The sequence below is a fragment of the Neobacillus camarae genome, assembly GCF_054950115.1.
In genome coordinates this window covers 772,017-787,555 of sequence record NZ_JBUCKX010000003.1, presented here as the reverse complement: position 1 = coordinate 787,555, position 15,539 = coordinate 772,017, and the positions used below count along the sequence as shown (strand labels likewise).

At 41.7% G+C, this 15,539-nt stretch carries 17 protein-coding genes; 16 read left to right on the top strand and 1 reads right to left on the bottom strand.

Annotated features, from left to right (window positions below; translation table 11 throughout):
- Positions 1-123: 123 nt before the first annotated feature.
- The 16 genes from spoIIM to lysA all read left to right on the top strand — a co-directional run bounded on the left by spoIIM (position 124) and on the right by lysA (position 14,208).
- Complete coding sequence (gene spoIIM, locus ACY8D0_RS19220; RefSeq protein WP_462412103.1) at positions 124-768, top strand: stage II sporulation protein M; 645 nt, start codon at positions 124-126, stop codon at positions 766-768.
- 129 nt (positions 769-897) lie between these two features.
- Complete coding sequence (gene fur / locus ACY8D0_RS19215; protein WP_462412102.1) at positions 898-1,362, top strand: ferric iron uptake transcriptional regulator; 465 nt, start codon at positions 898-900, stop codon at positions 1,360-1,362.
- Between the two features lie 144 nt (positions 1,363-1,506).
- Positions 1,507-1,734, top strand: a complete 228-nt coding sequence (locus ACY8D0_RS19210; protein WP_462412101.1) for a YqzK family protein — start codon at positions 1,507-1,509, stop codon at positions 1,732-1,734.
- Between the two features lie 5 nt (positions 1,735-1,739).
- Positions 1,740-2,633: a site-specific tyrosine recombinase XerD gene (gene xerD, locus ACY8D0_RS19205; RefSeq protein WP_462412100.1), complete on the top strand. Its 894-nt coding sequence runs from the start codon at positions 1,740-1,742 to the stop codon at positions 2,631-2,633.
- A gap of 234 nt (positions 2,634-2,867) precedes the next feature.
- Positions 2,868-4,055: a phosphopentomutase gene (deoB, locus tag ACY8D0_RS19200; RefSeq protein ID WP_462412099.1), complete on the top strand. Its 1,188-nt coding sequence runs from the start codon at positions 2,868-2,870 to the stop codon at positions 4,053-4,055.
- A gap of 227 nt (positions 4,056-4,282) precedes the next feature.
- Positions 4,283-5,101 (top strand): purine-nucleoside phosphorylase, encoded by an 819-nt coding sequence (locus ACY8D0_RS19195; RefSeq protein ID WP_462412098.1) that lies wholly within the window; start codon positions 4,283-4,285, stop codon positions 5,099-5,101.
- A 28-nt stretch (positions 5,102-5,129) separates the two neighbouring features.
- A complete protein-coding gene (locus tag ACY8D0_RS19190; RefSeq protein WP_462412097.1) occupies positions 5,130-6,434 on the top strand; it encodes a pyrimidine-nucleoside phosphorylase in 1,305 nt (434 codons plus the stop codon).
- 145 nt (positions 6,435-6,579) lie between these two features.
- On the top strand, positions 6,580-7,752 hold the full coding sequence (locus ACY8D0_RS19185) for a D-alanyl-D-alanine carboxypeptidase family protein (protein WP_462412096.1): 1,173 nt from the start codon (positions 6,580-6,582) through the stop codon (positions 7,750-7,752).
- A 119-nt stretch (positions 7,753-7,871) separates the two neighbouring features.
- Positions 7,872-8,222: an anti-sigma F factor antagonist gene (gene spoIIAA / locus ACY8D0_RS19180; protein WP_462412095.1), complete on the top strand. Its 351-nt coding sequence runs from the start codon at positions 7,872-7,874 to the stop codon at positions 8,220-8,222.
- On the top strand, positions 8,223-8,663 hold the full coding sequence (gene spoIIAB, locus ACY8D0_RS19175) for an anti-sigma F factor (protein ID WP_462412094.1): 441 nt from the start codon (positions 8,223-8,225) through the stop codon (positions 8,661-8,663).
- Between the two features lie 12 nt (positions 8,664-8,675).
- Complete coding sequence (gene sigF / locus ACY8D0_RS19170) at positions 8,676-9,434, top strand: RNA polymerase sporulation sigma factor SigF (protein ID WP_462412093.1); 759 nt, start codon at positions 8,676-8,678, stop codon at positions 9,432-9,434.
- A 130-nt stretch (positions 9,435-9,564) separates the two neighbouring features.
- Positions 9,565-10,185, top strand: a complete 621-nt coding sequence (locus ACY8D0_RS19165; RefSeq protein WP_462412092.1) for a stage V sporulation protein AA — start codon at positions 9,565-9,567, stop codon at positions 10,183-10,185.
- Positions 10,175-10,597 (top strand): stage V sporulation protein AB, encoded by a 423-nt coding sequence (locus tag ACY8D0_RS19160; protein ID WP_462412510.1) that lies wholly within the window; start codon positions 10,175-10,177, stop codon positions 10,595-10,597. Before ACY8D0_RS19165 ends, ACY8D0_RS19160 begins: the two co-directional genes overlap by 11 nt.
- A 27-nt stretch (positions 10,598-10,624) precedes the next feature.
- On the top strand, positions 10,625-11,236 hold the full coding sequence (gene spoVAEA / locus ACY8D0_RS19155) for a stage V sporulation protein SpoVABEA (protein ID WP_462412091.1): 612 nt from the start codon (positions 10,625-10,627) through the stop codon (positions 11,234-11,236).
- The gene (locus tag ACY8D0_RS19150) at positions 11,187-12,677 is read left to right on the top strand and encodes a spore germination protein (protein WP_462412090.1); all 1,491 of its coding nucleotides are present in this window, start codon (positions 11,187-11,189) and stop codon (positions 12,675-12,677) included. Before spoVAEA ends, ACY8D0_RS19150 begins: the two co-directional genes overlap by 50 nt.
- 223 nt (positions 12,678-12,900) lie before the next feature.
- Positions 12,901-14,208, top strand: a complete 1,308-nt coding sequence (gene lysA / locus ACY8D0_RS19145; protein WP_462412089.1) for a diaminopimelate decarboxylase — start codon at positions 12,901-12,903, stop codon at positions 14,206-14,208.
- A 339-nt stretch (positions 14,209-14,547) separates the two neighbouring features.
- Here the strand turns inward: lysA and ACY8D0_RS19140 are convergent, their stop codons facing one another.
- Positions 14,548-15,411: a DUF1002 domain-containing protein gene (locus ACY8D0_RS19140; protein ID WP_462412088.1), complete on the bottom strand. Its 864-nt coding sequence runs from the start codon at positions 15,409-15,411 to the stop codon at positions 14,548-14,550.
- Positions 15,412-15,539 lie beyond the last annotated feature (128 nt).

Below are 15,539 nucleotides of genomic sequence, written 5' to 3'. Positions count from 1 at the left end.
GGATAATAGGTTATTAATTCTACTGTTGAGAGGGAAGAATCAGCAAATCTACTAAAAATCGTCATAGATTTGCTAGCAAAGCATAGACTGTACTAACTGAACCGTTATTAGGAGGAAACGCGTATGAAAAAACGTTTGTACCAGTCCAATGCCGCTAGTTATTTCCGTGAGCATTCCTCAATTTTTTTGTTTATTGTCGTCTTATTTCTTATGGGAGTCATATTTGGAGCCATTGTCGTTAATAGTATGAGTTTTACCCAAAAAGAAGACCTGTTCTACTATTTATCCCAATTCTTTGGGCAAGTATCGGAAGGAAAAACGGCAGGGAGCGTTGATTTGTTCCTGCAAAGTTTTTTTCATAATAGTAAATTCATTGGCTTAATATGGGTTCTTGGCATTTCGATTATCGGCCTGCCTATAATTCTGATTCTCTTGTTTGTAAAAGGTATGGTGGTCGGTTTCACCGTTGGATTTCTCGTCAGCCAAATGGGGTGGAAAGGGTTCACACTTGCATTCGTATCGATTCTGCCGCAAAATGTGATAATCATTCCCGTTTTCATCATCATGGCTGCCTTTTCCGTCATATTCTCATTAAGAATGATTAAACGGCAGTTTGTAAAAAAAATGGCCGAACCGATATTGCCGTTTTTCAAAGGCTACATTATTGCATTAATTGCAGCCGTCATATTCATCACGGCCGCCTCTGGTTTAGAAGCGTACCTTTCGCCATGGTTGATGAAAACCATCATTGGAACGACAAATTTTTAGGAAAAAATGCGCTTTATAATTAATATTATATAAAAATTATTATAAAATGTTGTTTATAATAATTTTATTTTGAATCTCCAATGCCATCTGTTATAATGAGAATTAACAGTGGCGCGGGAGGGACTTCGGATGGAAACTAGAATCGAAAGAATAAAGAAACAATTGCATTCAGCAAGCTATAAACTAACCCCTCAGCGTGAGGCAACCGTCAAAGTTTTGCTGGAAAATGAAGAGGATCATTTAAGCGCAGAAGATGTGTACCTCCTCGTGAAGGAAAAATCGCCAGAAATAGGATTGGCAACTGTTTATCGAACATTGGAATTGTTAACCGAATTGAAAATTGTTGATAAAATAAATTTTGGTGATGGGGTATCCCGATACGATTTAAGGCAGGAGGGGGCAGCCCACTTTCACCACCATCTTGTGTGCATTGAATGTGGTGCGGTGGATGAAATTCAGGAAGATTTACTGGAAGACGTTGAGGCTATTGTGGAGCGCAGATGGAATTTTAAAATCAAAGACCATCGCCTAACCTTCCATGGCATTTGCCATCGTTGCCAAGCCAAGCACAAGGAAGAGGAAAAAGCAGAATAGTAGGGAAGGGTCCTTTTTAGAGCAAAAGGGCTTTTTTCTATTTTTTAAGCATATTTATTTCGGTCAATTCCTTATCACAGGTATAAAACTTGGACAAAAAGGCATACCTTTTATTAGTGAATAATGGAATTTGGGGGAAATAAGATGTTCTCTTTTTTTAAAGTCATAATGCAAACCTTAAAGGTATTTATCCTTTTCACCGGATGCACTGTATTGTTTTATTATGGTATCATGTGGGTAACTGAAGAATATCAAAACTATCATCGCTATGATGAACCGGAAGGATCTGCGGTAAAGGTCTCAAACGCCATTGACCAGCAATCTTCTTCCTTGTTTGATCGGCTGATATTGTTTTATTTAGATGGGGAGTAAAAGCAATGGAAGAGTACTTGCGAAAATTTATCCATTATCTGGATTTTGAAAAACGGCTGGCTAAGAACACGGTCTTATCGTATGAGAGGGATTTGAAGAATTATCTTGAATATATCCAAAGGGTTGAATCACTTTCGGCATTAAATGAAGTGCAGCGTATTCATATTAGCCATTTTCTTGGAATGTTAAAAGAGGGGGGGAAGTCCGCGAAAACCATTGCCAGGCATATTGCCTCCATTAGGGCCTTTCATCAATATCTTTTAAGGGAGCGGACGGTTGATCATGACCCATCCGTGGAAATAGATCCTCCCAAAATCGAAAGAACATTGCCGCAAGTGTTAACCCTTGAGGAAGTGGAAACTTTATTAAATTCACCGAAATTGTTGGATCACTATGGAAAACGCGACAAGGCCATGCTGGAGCTGCTTTATGCTACCGGGATCAGGGTAAGTGAACTGATTGGTTTGGACACGGAACATGTCAATCTGACCATGGGATTTGTCCGTTGTATAGGCAAAGGCGGCAAAGAGCGGATTATTCCAATTGGCCGGACAGCCTCGGATGCGATTAAACGGTATTTGGAAGATGGGCGTCAACATTTTGTCTCCCCAAAGCACACCGAAAATGCTTTGTTCCTGAATCATCATGGAAATAGACTAACTCGTCAGGGATTTTGGAAAATCCTAAAGAGATTAACTTATGAAGCGGGGATTAACAAACCGCTGACCCCACATGTACTAAGGCATTCATTCGCCACTCATTTAATTGAAAATGGTGCGGATTTGAGGGCCGTACAAGAGATGCTGGGCCACGCGGATATTTCCACGACACAAATTTACGCACAAGTAACAAAAACCCGGTTGAAGGACGTTTATAACAAATTTCATCCGCGAGCTTGATAGAGTCATAGCTTTGAAGACAAGTTCACGCAAGTTACAAAAAGCTGTCTGAAAAAAAGCCAGCTTTTTCCTTGTTTTTTTAGCCGCATTTAGTACAATATAGTTGTCAGACTTCTGACCAATAATCAGCTTATTTTAAGATTAATACCACATTAAAAGGGAAACCTATCGAGAGGTTATCTTTCTAGCGTTTGAAAACGTTACCAATGGTGAGCGAACAGGAGGATGTAAATAATGGCTGAGAATACATATAAACGGATTTTTATTATTGTCATGGACTCAGTGGGAATAGGGGAAGCGCCTGATGCGGAAAGGTTCGGTGACAAAGGAGCAGATACATTGGGGCATATCGCCAAAAAAAGGAATGGGCTCCATATGCCGAACATGGGTAAACTCGGCTTGAGCAATATTCGGGAATTAGAAGGAATTGCCAAAGCCGAAAAACCGTTAGCGTATTATACAAAAATGCAGGAAGCATCCAACGGTAAAGACACAATGACGGGACACTGGGAGATTATGGGGTTAAATATTCAAACTCCATTTCAAGTTTTTCCAAATGGCTTCCCTGATGAACTAATCACCGAGCTTGAAACCAGGACAGGACGGAAAGTAATAGGGAATAAGCCGGCAAGCGGGACAGCGATACTAGATGAGCTTGGCTCAGACCATATGAAAACAGGAGCGCTAATCGTTTATACATCGGCCGATTCCGTTCTGCAAATCGCAGCACATGAAGAAATTGTACCGCTGGATGAGCTTTATAAGATTTGTCAAATTGCACGGGAACTGACGTTGGATGAAAAATATATGGTTGGAAGGGTCATTGCCCGCCCGTTTATTGGAGAGCCTGGTAACTTTAAACGGACACCTAACCGCCATGACTATGCCCTAAAACCATTTGATCGTACGGTCATGAGTGAGTTAAAGGACGCCGGCTTTGATGTTATTGCTATAGGGAAGATTTCCGACATCTATGATGGCGAAGGTGTGACAAAATCATTGAGAACGGTTTCCAACATGGACGGTATGGATAAGCTGATAGAAACATTTGATATGGATTTTACTGGTATCAGCTTTCTAAATCTTGTGGATTTTGACGCGTTATATGGCCATCGCCGCGATCCAGAAGGGTATGGAAAGGCACTCGAAGAATATGATGCTAGGCTGCCTGAAGTGTTCGCCAAAATGAAACAGGACGATTTGCTCATCATCACGGCCGACCATGGAAATGACCCAATTGCTCCAGGAACAGACCATACTCGCGAATATGTTCCGTTGCTTGTCTACTCAACAAACAGGCAGGAAGGCAAAGAACTGCCTCTAAGAGAAACTTTCGCCGATATTGGAGCGACCGTTGCCGAGAACTTCCAAGTGAAATTTCCAAACTATGGAAAAAGTTTCTTGAAAGAATTAAACCAGTGACGGGTAAGGACTTAAATAAAAGGGCTCTGTTAAACGAAATTGTTGATTTTTTTAAACCTCTGTTGATTGGAGTGGATAAGCTCGCCTCCTAATAGAGTACGGGGAAGGAAAGTCTCTGCAGGCGCTCCAGTGCCGAGGAGGCTCCAAATACGCCCGCGCGAAACCTTTTGTTGCAATCAACAGCCATATTTAATAGAGCCAAATAAAAAGGAAAAGAGGGCAGCAGGATGAGTTATGAAAAGATAACAAATGCGGCTGAATTTTTAAAGAAAAAATATAATAAAACTCCAAAAGTCGGACTTATTTTAGGCTCGGGTCTAGGGGTATTGGCGGATGAAATAAAAGAGGCCGTAAAAATACCGTACAAGGAAATTCCGGATTTCCCTGTTTCTACCGTTGAAGGTCACGCGGGTCAGCTTGTGTTTGGAAATTTGAACGGTGTCGAAGTAGTGGCAATGCAAGGACGTTTCCATTTTTATGAGGGATATAGCATGGAAAAAGTCACATTACCGGTCCGGGTAATGAAACAAATCGGTGTCGAAATATTGATAGTGACCAATGCCGCCGGCGGAGTGAATGAGAGTTTTTCACCTGGTGATTTAATGATCATCACCGATCATATAAATAATATGGGGACCAACCCCTTAATTGGTCCGAATGAAACCAGGCTTGGGGTCCGATTCCCGGATTTATCCGAGGCTTACAACAAGGATTTGCGGAACCTGGCAAAAGAAATTGCCACCCGTTTACATATAGATGTAAAGGAAGGCGTTTATTTTGGCAATCCAGGACCGGTTTATGAGACCCCTGCAGAAATTCGCATGATCCGTGGGCTTGGCGGTGATGCGGTAGGGATGTCCACTGTTCCCGAGGTCATTGTTGCACGTCACAGCGGAATGAAAGTTCTCGGCATTTCTTGTATTTCCAACATGGCGGCTGGGATTCTTGATCAGCCGTTGACACATGATGAAGTTATGGAAACAACCGAAAAGGTAAAAGCCAATTTTTTGCTTTATATCAAAGAAATAGTGAATGCACTGGCTTGATTAAAATGTGGGCAAAGTGGTGAGTCAAATGAGAATGGTTGATTTAATTGAAAAAAAACGAGACGGGTATGAACTGACTACCGACGAAATTAATTTTATTATTAAAGGCTATACAGAGGGTTCCATCCCCGATTATCAAGTGAGTGCCTTAACCATGGCAATCGTGTTCCGGGGCATGTCAGAACAAGAACGAGCAGATTTGACGATGGCGATGGTCCAATCAGGAGATCAAATAGACCTGTCACAAATACAAGGAATAAAAGTAGATAAACACTCTACCGGCGGTGTCGGCGATACCACGACCCTTGTGCTGGGGCCGCTCGTTGCCTCTGTTGGAGTCCCGGTCGCTAAAATGTCCGGGCGCGGCTTAGGCCACACCGGGGGGACTATCGACAAACTAGAATCCGTAATCGGCTTCCATGTTGAACTCGACAACGATAAGTTCATTGAACTGGTGAATCAAAATAAACTGGCGGTCATTGGCCAGAGTGGTAACCTCACTCCAGCAGATAAAAAACTTTATGCACTTAGGGATGTAACGGGTACGGTTGAAAGCATCCCGCTTATTGCGAGCTCCATCATGAGCAAAAAAATTGCAGCAGGTGCCGACGCGATTGTCCTTGATGTAAAAACAGGCGCAGGGGCCTTTATGAAGACACTCGAGGATTCCCGTGAGCTGGCTAAAGCGATGGTAAGAATCGGTAATAACGTCGGCCGCAAGACCATGGCGGTTATTTCCGACATGAGTCAGCCTCTGGGGTATGCCATCGGTAATGCCTTAGAGGTGAAAGAAGCGATCGATACATTAAAAGGAGCGGGACCTGAAGATTTAACCGAGCTTTGTTTAACCCTTGGAAGTTATATGGTCCTACTCGCCGAAAAGGCAAACTCTCTTCAAGAAGCACGGACATTGCTGGAGAAGGCAATAAATGATGGATCCGCTCTTGAAAAATTTAAAGTATTCTTAAGTTCCCAGGGGGGAGATGCCACGGTTGTCGATCATCCGTCCAAGCTTCCTCAGGCAAAATTCACCTTTGAATTGGAAGCCAAACAGGACGGTTATGTGGCTGAAATTACGGCCAATGAAGTCGGAACGGCAGCTATGCTGCTTGGGGCAGGACGGGCAACAAAGGATTCAGTCATTGATTTGGCTGTTGGTCTTGTATTAAGGAAAAAAATTGGCGATCAAGTGAAGCAAGGGGAATCATTAGTAACCATATATAGCAATTTTGAAGATGTTAGGGAAGTAAAACAAAAACTATATGAAAATATAAAGATTACGAATTCAAAGGTAGAGCCGCCAATCTTGATTCATGAAGCCATAACCGAATAATGAGACCGTAAGCTGGGTGCTGGTTATTATGTGTAAGCTAACATAATAACAGGCACCCAATTTTTATTTCAACGACAGGGAATTTTTGTATAAAGTAACCAGAATTGGAAAAACTGGTAACCATAAAGAATGGAGGGTTATGCGTATGAAACGATTGGTCATATTTATAGTGTCACTATCCATGTTTACCAGTTTAGCGGTTCCTTCTGCATTTGCAGCTGAAGAAAAGAAGAGTTCCGAGATTGTCACAGATGTAAGAGCAGCAATTTTAATCGAAAGAGATACCGGAAAGGTCTTGTTTGAACAAAATGCCAATGAAGAACTGCCTCCCGCAAGCATGACAAAAATTATGACAATGCTCCTGATTATGGAGGCCATTGATAAAGGGAAACTTAGCTGGAATGAAAAAATCCGCACAAGTGAGCATGCTGCCTCCATGGGCGGTTCGCAAATTTTCCTTGAACCCGGCGAAGAAATGACAACGAAGGAAATGCTGCAGGGGATTGCAATCGGATCCGGCAACGATGCATCCGTTGCTATGGCGGAGAGAATTGCCGGTTCAGAAGAGGCCTTCGTGGATTTGATGAACGCTAAAGCAAAAGAGCTAGGTTTAAAGCACACCTTTTTTAAGAACCCAACAGGGCTCCCGCAGACCGGACATTACAGCACTGCTAGCGATATGGCTGTTATGGCAAAAGAATTATTAAAGTATGAAGATATCACCAAGTTTACCGGCCTGTATGAATCCTATCTTCGCGAAAATACGGAAAAAAAGTTCTGGCTGGTCAACACAAATAAACTTGTACGGTTCTATCCAGGAGTGGATGGATTAAAGACAGGTTTCACCGCTGAGGCCAAATATTGCCTGACTGCCACAGCGGAGAAAAATGGCATGCGGGTAATAGCAGTCGTATTCGGTGCTCCGACATCGAAGGAAAGAAATGCCCAAGTAACAAAGCTGCTTGACTATGCGTTTAATCACTACCAAACCCACCCCGTATATAAACGGAACCAGCCAATTGGCCAAGTGAAAATCAGTAAGGGGCAAGATAAGACGGTTCGGGCCGTAACCAGTGAATCTTTATCAATGCTTACCAAAAAAGGCGAAAAAACTGAAAATGTAAAACAAAAGGTGATCCTGCAAAAGGACTTGAAGGCCCCAATCAAAAAAGGTGACCAAGTAGGGACGATTAAGCTTACAAAAGAAGGGAAAGTCGTCTTGGAAAGCCCTCTGGTGGCAGGTAAAGACGTGAAAGAAGCCAGCTGGTGGACACTGTATAAACGCTCATTCGGAATGTTTACCAAAGCGGGGAAATAAACATATGTCGGGATTTCACTTCTTTTGGCGAAAAACAACTAGTTTTGTATGCCAAGAAGGAGATATTAAACCCTGAAGCGAATTGACTCACTATACCAGATTAAGGAGGACTAAGGATAGTGAGTCTAAACATAGAGTTTGAAACAAGACATAATGTCTTATGCATTCGTCTTGGCGGTGAATTGGACCATCATACTGCAGATGAACTGCGCGAGAAGGCGTCGGAACTAATTGAAAAAAATGAAATCCGCCATATTGTCTTGAATCTGGAACAGCTAACCTTCATGGACAGCTCCGGTTTAGGTGTGATTCTTGGAAGATATAAACAAATAAAACAGGTACAGGGTGAAATGGTTGTTTGTGCGATTTCCCCGAGCTTACAAAGATTATTCGATATGTCCGGTTTATTCAAAATAATTAAAATGGAACCGACAGAGGAATTCGCTTTGCAAAGATTGGGGGTGGCTTAATTGAAAAATGAAATGAATCTTCAGTTCAGTGCTTTAAGTCAAAATGAATCGTTTGCCCGTGTCACTGTTGCAGCATTTATTGCCCAACTCGATCCGACAATGGATGAGTTAACGGAAATTAAAACCGTAGTATCGGAAGCAGTTACCAATGCCATTATTCATGGATATGAAAATGATCCTACAGGATTGGTTTATATTTCTGTGACCATTGAAGACAGTGTTATTGATATTTCGATTAAAGACAATGGATTAGGAATTGTAAATGTGGAAGAAGCTCGACAGCCGTTATTTACAACAAAGCCGGAATTGGAAAGGTCCGGAATGGGTTTTACCATCATGGAAAATTTTATGGATGAGATCGAGATTCTCACACAGCCTGGCAGCGGAACAGAAGTGAAATTACGCAAATCTTTAAAATCCCGCAAAATGCTTTGCAATTAAGGAGACTTGCCAATGGATGTGGAAGTCAAAAACGATAAAAATCAAACATATTTAAAAGATCATGAAGTCAAAGAACTCATCCAAAGAAGCCAAGAAGGTGACCAAGAAGCAAGGGATCTTATTGTTGAAAAGAACATGCGTCTTGTCTGGTCTGTCGTGCAGAGGTTTCTTAATCGAGGCTATGACCCGGATGACCTCTTTCAAATTGGCTGTATCGGGTTATTAAAGTCAGTTGATAAGTTTGATTTATCATATGATGTTAAATTTTCCACATACGCTGTCCCAATGATTATTGGTGAAATCCAGCGATTTATTAGAGATGATGGAACGGTAAAGGTAAGCCGTTCCCTAAAAGAGATGGGAAACAGAATCCGCAAAGCCAAGGACGAATTATCGAAAACGCTGGGGAGGATTCCCACTGTCAACGAAATTTCAGAATACCTGGATCTTTCGGTTGAGGATGTGATTTTAGCCCAGGAAGCAAGCCGTTCGCCTTCATCTATCCATGAGACAGTATATGAAAATGATGGAGACCCCATTACGTTATTGGATCAGATTGATGATGGCAATGAGGGAAAATGGTTTGATAAGATTGCCTTAAAAGAAGCAATCAGCGAATTGGATGAACGTGAAAGACTAATTGTCTATTTACGGTATTATAAAGACCAAACACAGTCGGAGGTAGCCATGAGGCTGGGAATTTCCCAAGTTCAAGTATCCCGGCTGGAAAAAAAGATACTTCAGCAAATGAAAGACCGAATGGAACTCTAATCCATCGGTCTTTTTTTCTTGGGACAAAGCATCAACTTCCAATGCTTGTCCCTTATTTTAATACATGAATATATGGCTTGTTATGCATACTACATATTACAAAGAAAACAAAATGTGGGAAGTGAGTTCTTTGGAAAAAACAATTTACATCCGCATGAGGCATCGTTTACATATCGCGGCAGATGAGAATGTCATTTTAAAAGATGCGGCCCAAATTATCGCTCCCGAACATGTTCACAAGAAAATCGAAAATCTTGTAATCCATCAATTGACAGAATCAGATGGGAATATAGTCATTATTGATGTCATGAAGATAATTAAGCAAATTACCGAACAATTAGGGGATTTTGAAGTCCAGACCATTGGACCTCCGCAAACAATAATTGAAGTGGTTACAAAGAAAAAAGGAGCATCCATTCCTTTTTTTCTTTTAATATGGTTCCTTCTGTTTTTTGGTTCAGCCATGACGCTGATGAATTTCCATGATGATGTCAGTATGGGCAGTGTTCAAGAAAAAATCTATACCATTATTACAGGAAAGAAAGATACAAGGCCTTTGTTGTTTCAAATACCTTATTCGATTGGTTTGGGTCTTGGGATGATTTTATTTTTTAATCACGTATTTAAGAAAAGAATTAACGATGAGCCCAGTCCGCTCGAGGTAGAAATGTTCAATTATCAGATGGATTTGGATAATTACGTCATCCTTCATGAAAATAAAGAAAGTATGAAACATGTTCATGACGATTAAAGTCCTGATGATTTTATTTTTAGGATTTGCAAGTGGGCTGTCAGTTGGGGCAGGCTATGTGGCATTTCTAACTGTACTTGGGATCATCCCAAGATTGATGCAATTATCCAAAACCATGAAAATGATTCATCATTATGAGTGGGCTGTAGTCATTGGAGCACTAGCTGGAGTAATAGCGGATTTAAGGGATCCAACTTTAGGATTGCCCGGGTTTTTACTGATTTTTCTCGGACTGACTGGTGGAGTTTTTGTGGGAATGTTGGCTGCCGGATTGACAGAGGCTGTAAATGTATTCCCGATTCTAGCCAAACGAATTCATCTTGATGGGAAAATTGTGATTTTAATTATGGCAATCGTTTTAGGGAAAATTTTTGGTTCTATCTTTCAATGGGTTTACTTTGGACATCAATAAAGGACTCCTTTAGGAAAGGATTAAGGTATGACTTCCAAAAGACGTGTCATTCTAGTAACAGATGGCGATGAACATACGAAAAGGGCACTTGAGGGTGTGGCCAAAAAAATGGGCGGCAGATGTATTTCTGCCTCGCAAGGTAATCCCTCTTCAAAGACAGGTCCTGAATTAATTAAGTTAATCAAGCAGGCAGACCATGATCCTGTTTTAATCATGTTCGATGACAGTGGAATTGTTGGAGAAGGCCAGGGGGAGTCGGCATTAAAGTACGTTGCAAGCCATAAAGAAATTGAGGTGTTAGGGGTTTTAGCTGTTGCAGCAAAGTCGAGACATGAAGAATGGTCAAGAGTAGATGTCAGTGTTGACCGTGACGGGAACCTAACCCCATATGGAGTTGATAAATATGGTGTGCCGGACATAGAAATGGGGAGAATTTATGGGGATACGGTATATTGTCTTGATGAACTGGATGTTCCCATTAAAGTCGGGATAGGGGATATCGGGAAAATGGCAAGGCACGATTCCTATAAAATTGGCTCGCCGATTACGGAAAAGGCTGTTCAGCTCATCCTGGAAAGGAGTGGTTTTTATGACAGAAACGAAAGTGCCAAAATGGCCGATCCCGGAATCGGTGAATGAAATCGAAAACTATATGAAACAAAGAGTTGGACTGGGAATCAGTTTTGATTTTGGAGTTAGGAAGTTAAAGGTTCTAAAAAAAGATGTACATATCTATTTTGTCAATGGATTGTGTGATACACGTTTCGTCATTGAATTGATTGAGGAACTGGTTCAAATCAATGATCATGAAAAGCTATCAACGAATCTGTTTGGAATCATTGAAAATCGTTTAGTCAATCAATCAGTAGAAAGAGTAAAGGAATTAGACCAGGTCGTCGATAAAGTGCTGTCCGGATTAATTGCCGTGGTCGTGGAAGGTGCGGGTTATGCCCTTGTCGTGGATGTAAGAAGCTATCCAGGGCGTTCCCCTCAAGAGCCGGATACCGAAAAAGTGGTTCGGGGAGCACGGGATGGATTTGTAGAAAACATCATTCTGAATACAGCACTCACCAGAAGACGAATTCGCGATGAGCGGCTCCGCTTTGAAATGCTTAAGGTAGGAAAAAGATCAAAAACAGATGTAGCACTAGGCTACCTGGAGGATGTAGCCGATCCCAACTTACTTAACATCTTAAGAAAAGAAATAATGGCCATTCAAACAGATGGAATCCCAATGGCTGATAAGACATTAGAAGAGTTTATTGTGAAACAGGGGTGGAATCCGTTTCCAATCGTCCGATATACAGAAAGGGCAGATGTGGCGGCGGCCCATATTTTGGAGGGACACGTGGTGATATATTGTGATACGTCCCCAAGCGTTATCATTACCCCGACCACTTATTTTCACCATGTCCAGCATGCGGAAGAATTCAGGGAATCCCCTGCGATGGGAACATTCGTCCGCTGGGCGCGGTTTTTGGGAGTATTAACCTCGATTTTCTTGCTGCCGTTTTGGCTGTTAGTAGTGCTCGAACCATCGTTATTACCGGATAAACTGTCGTTTATTGGGCCAAATGACAAAACCCACATCCCGATTATTGTTCAACTGTTTTTGGGTGATTTTGGGATTGAGTTTTTGCGAATCGCAGCGATTCATACCCCTACTCCATTATCAACCGCCATGGGGTTAATTGCAGCCGTGTTAATCGGGCAAATCGCCATTGATGTTGGACTGTTTGTACCAGAGGTCATTTTATATGTAGCTGTCGCCGGAATCGGCACGTTTACCACGCCGAGTTATGAATTAAGTGTGGCCAATAAAATTGCAAGAATGCTGCTGATGATTGTAACCGCCATATTCCATACTCCCGGTTTTGTCATTGGCACCACACTTTTATTTATTTACCTAGTCCATATGCGGGCGTTGAATACCCCGTATTTATGGCCATTCCTTCCTTTTGAGCCTAAGGGATTCTTACAGATTCTTATCCGGCGCGCCATACCTGGGGCTTATTTAAGGCCGAGTATTGTTCATCCAAGAAATTTATATCGCCAGCCCCCATCTGGGGATCAGAAATAATTGCGGAGCGCCAATAATTGTGCTAAAGTTAGTTTTAATTGAGTAAAGGATTATTGAATTATCAGAAAAGCGCAGGCTTAATGCGCTGGAAACCGGACAATCGCCAAAACAGGGATTTACATTCTGATATGAAAAATAGGCAGTCTCTTTTGCGGATTCTGTCTATTTGTTTTACGATTGTTTACATAAACTGTATAGAGTCGTTATGGAGAGAGGGAAGAAAATGCATTTTTACGGAACAACCGGAGTCAATAAAAAGGGGCATTTGGAAATAGGCGGAGTGGACGCCATTGAGTTAACAGAAAACTTTGGTACACCCCTGTATGTTTATGACGTAGCGCTAATAAGAGAAAGAGCTCAAGGATTTAAACAAGCATTTGAAGAACAACAAGTAAAGGCTCAGGTTGCCTACGCCAGTAAGGCATTTTCTACCGTTGCCATGATTCAGCTGGCTGAGGAAGAAGGATTATCACTTGATGTGGTGTCCGGAGGAGAGCTGTACACTGCTTTAACCGCAGGTTTCCCTCCGGAGAAAATCCATTTTCATGGGAATAATAAGAGTCGGGCTGAATTGGAAATGGCAATTGACAACGGGATTGGTTGCATTGTCATTGATAATTTTTATGAAATCGAACTGTTAAAATCGATTTGCTTTGAAAAGCAGCCTAAGGAGCTCAATGTGCTGTTAAGGGTAACTCCTGGAATTGAAGCCCATACCCATGATTATATTTTAACTGGCCAAGAAGATTCTAAATTTGGATTTGATCTCCAAAACGGACAAGCAGAAAAGGCCTTAACCGAGACTATGGACTTTCAATATTTTCATGTGCTGGGACTGCATTGTCATATAGGATCGCAAATATTTGAAACAACCGGTTTTCTGTTGGCTGCCCAAAAAATTGTCGAGAAGCTGGCAGAATGGAAAAACAAATATGCTTTTGAATCGGAAGTGTTAAACTTGGGAGGGGGCTTTGGAATTCGGTATACAAAAGAGGATGAGCCGATACCACCAGCTCAATATGTAAGTGAAATCATCAATGAGGTCAAATCTTTAAACGAACAATATTCCATGGCAATGCCGGAAATTTGGATTGAACCAGGCCGTTCTCTTGTAGGTGATGCGGGTATTACGCTTTACAAGGTTGGGTCATCCAAGGATGTTCCGGGCGTCAGAAGATATTTGGCGGTAGACGGCGGCATGAGCGATAATATCCGTCCTGCGCTTTATCAAGCTAAATATGAGGCAGTCCTTGCGAATAAACCATTGGCTAAAACCGATGAGACGGTTTCAATTGCAGGAAAATGTTGTGAGTCAGGGGATATGTTGATATGGGATTTGCCTTTGCCGAACTCAGAAGATGAGGATATCTTGGCTGTTTTTTGTACAGGGGCTTATGGATATTCCATGGCAAACAACTATAACCGATTGCCGCGTCCTGCTGTTGTGTTTGTTGAAAACGGCAAAGCCACTTTAGTGGTCAAGCGTGAGACGTATGAGGATATGTTAAGACTGGATTTACCATTAAAATAATTGAGAAAAAGCTGCCGGTTACCCGGCAGCTTTTTTTAGGTATATAATTTTTGACCTTGAGAATTGTCCAGCTCCATAAAGTTTCGGCAGCAGCGGCATAAAGGAAACACAAAGAGCCAAGCAACTACTAGAATAGGCTTATTCGGCTTTGTGACGAGCTGAACAGCCGCTTCCTTGAATAATCTTTGGCGCAGGAGCAGAGAGGCGCATTCGTGCTTGACCTATCGAAGGACGGAGACTGAAAGCGTCTCGCTGCTAAGGCGCTCCTCGAAAAAGCTAACGCTTTTCCTCCGTGTGAAGGAGGCCATTCGAACGCTGACCAGAGTACTTGCGCAATTCTTATGAGAACATAGCTTTAATAGCATCAATCAGGGAAATAAAGAATTGTTTCAGTTTTTCAAGAAATCCCTGGCCTTCATCCGATTGAAGGAACTTGGTTATTTGGTCTTTCGCCTTATTCAGCTGGTCACCGACCTGATTCCAGTCAATATCCAAGTTTTTTAGCTTGTTAAATAAATCAATCAGACTTTTTATTTGTTCTTCGGTTAAAGTTACATTTAACTCTTTTGCGGCCTGTTCAATAATGCTTCGCAATTCCGCATCATTCTTTGGTTTGTTATTAGCGATTTCTTCCTTTATTTTGGCGATTAATGCAGCAGCATTTTCTTTCCCAATGGAATCTCCAAGTTTAGCCGTTTCCACCATTTCCTCATTTGCTGCTTGCTTTACCTCTTCCGGTATCGTCTTATCTGCAGATATCTCATAGGCCTTAATAATACCTGTTAAGGCTGCCGTGCCAGATACCGAAAATGGTGCTGTAATATAGATGTTTGCATCTTTTACTCCCGCTGTGATTAGAGCATTAATATACATTTCATCAGTAACCCAGCTAATATTTTTGGTTTTAACAGTAACACCAGATCCTGAAGGGGCGATGGTAATTGCGGAAGAAGAAATGGCTTTTGTACCTATCAGAGATTTCGCAATATAATTTCCTAAATATTGATGTTCTTCTTGGTTGGAGACCGTAACGATTTGAACATCGTTTGGTGCTCCCATTTCATCAAGCAGTTTTGTTTTCTGATCCTCAGTTAAATTTTCACCCAATGTAACAATCATATCGCCTTCAGCCATGTCTGCAAAGGTGCGGATAGGAATCACAAACAAGACAGCGGCCAATAGGAACATGACGATTTTTTTCATTATTTGCCTCCTTAATTTTACCAATAGTTTTTTTAAAAGGTTCTGTTATGAAATTTGTTGTCTTTTTTAATACTCTATTGATTGTAGCGGGTCCGCTCGACTCCTGCGAGGTAAGGGGCCGAGGAGGC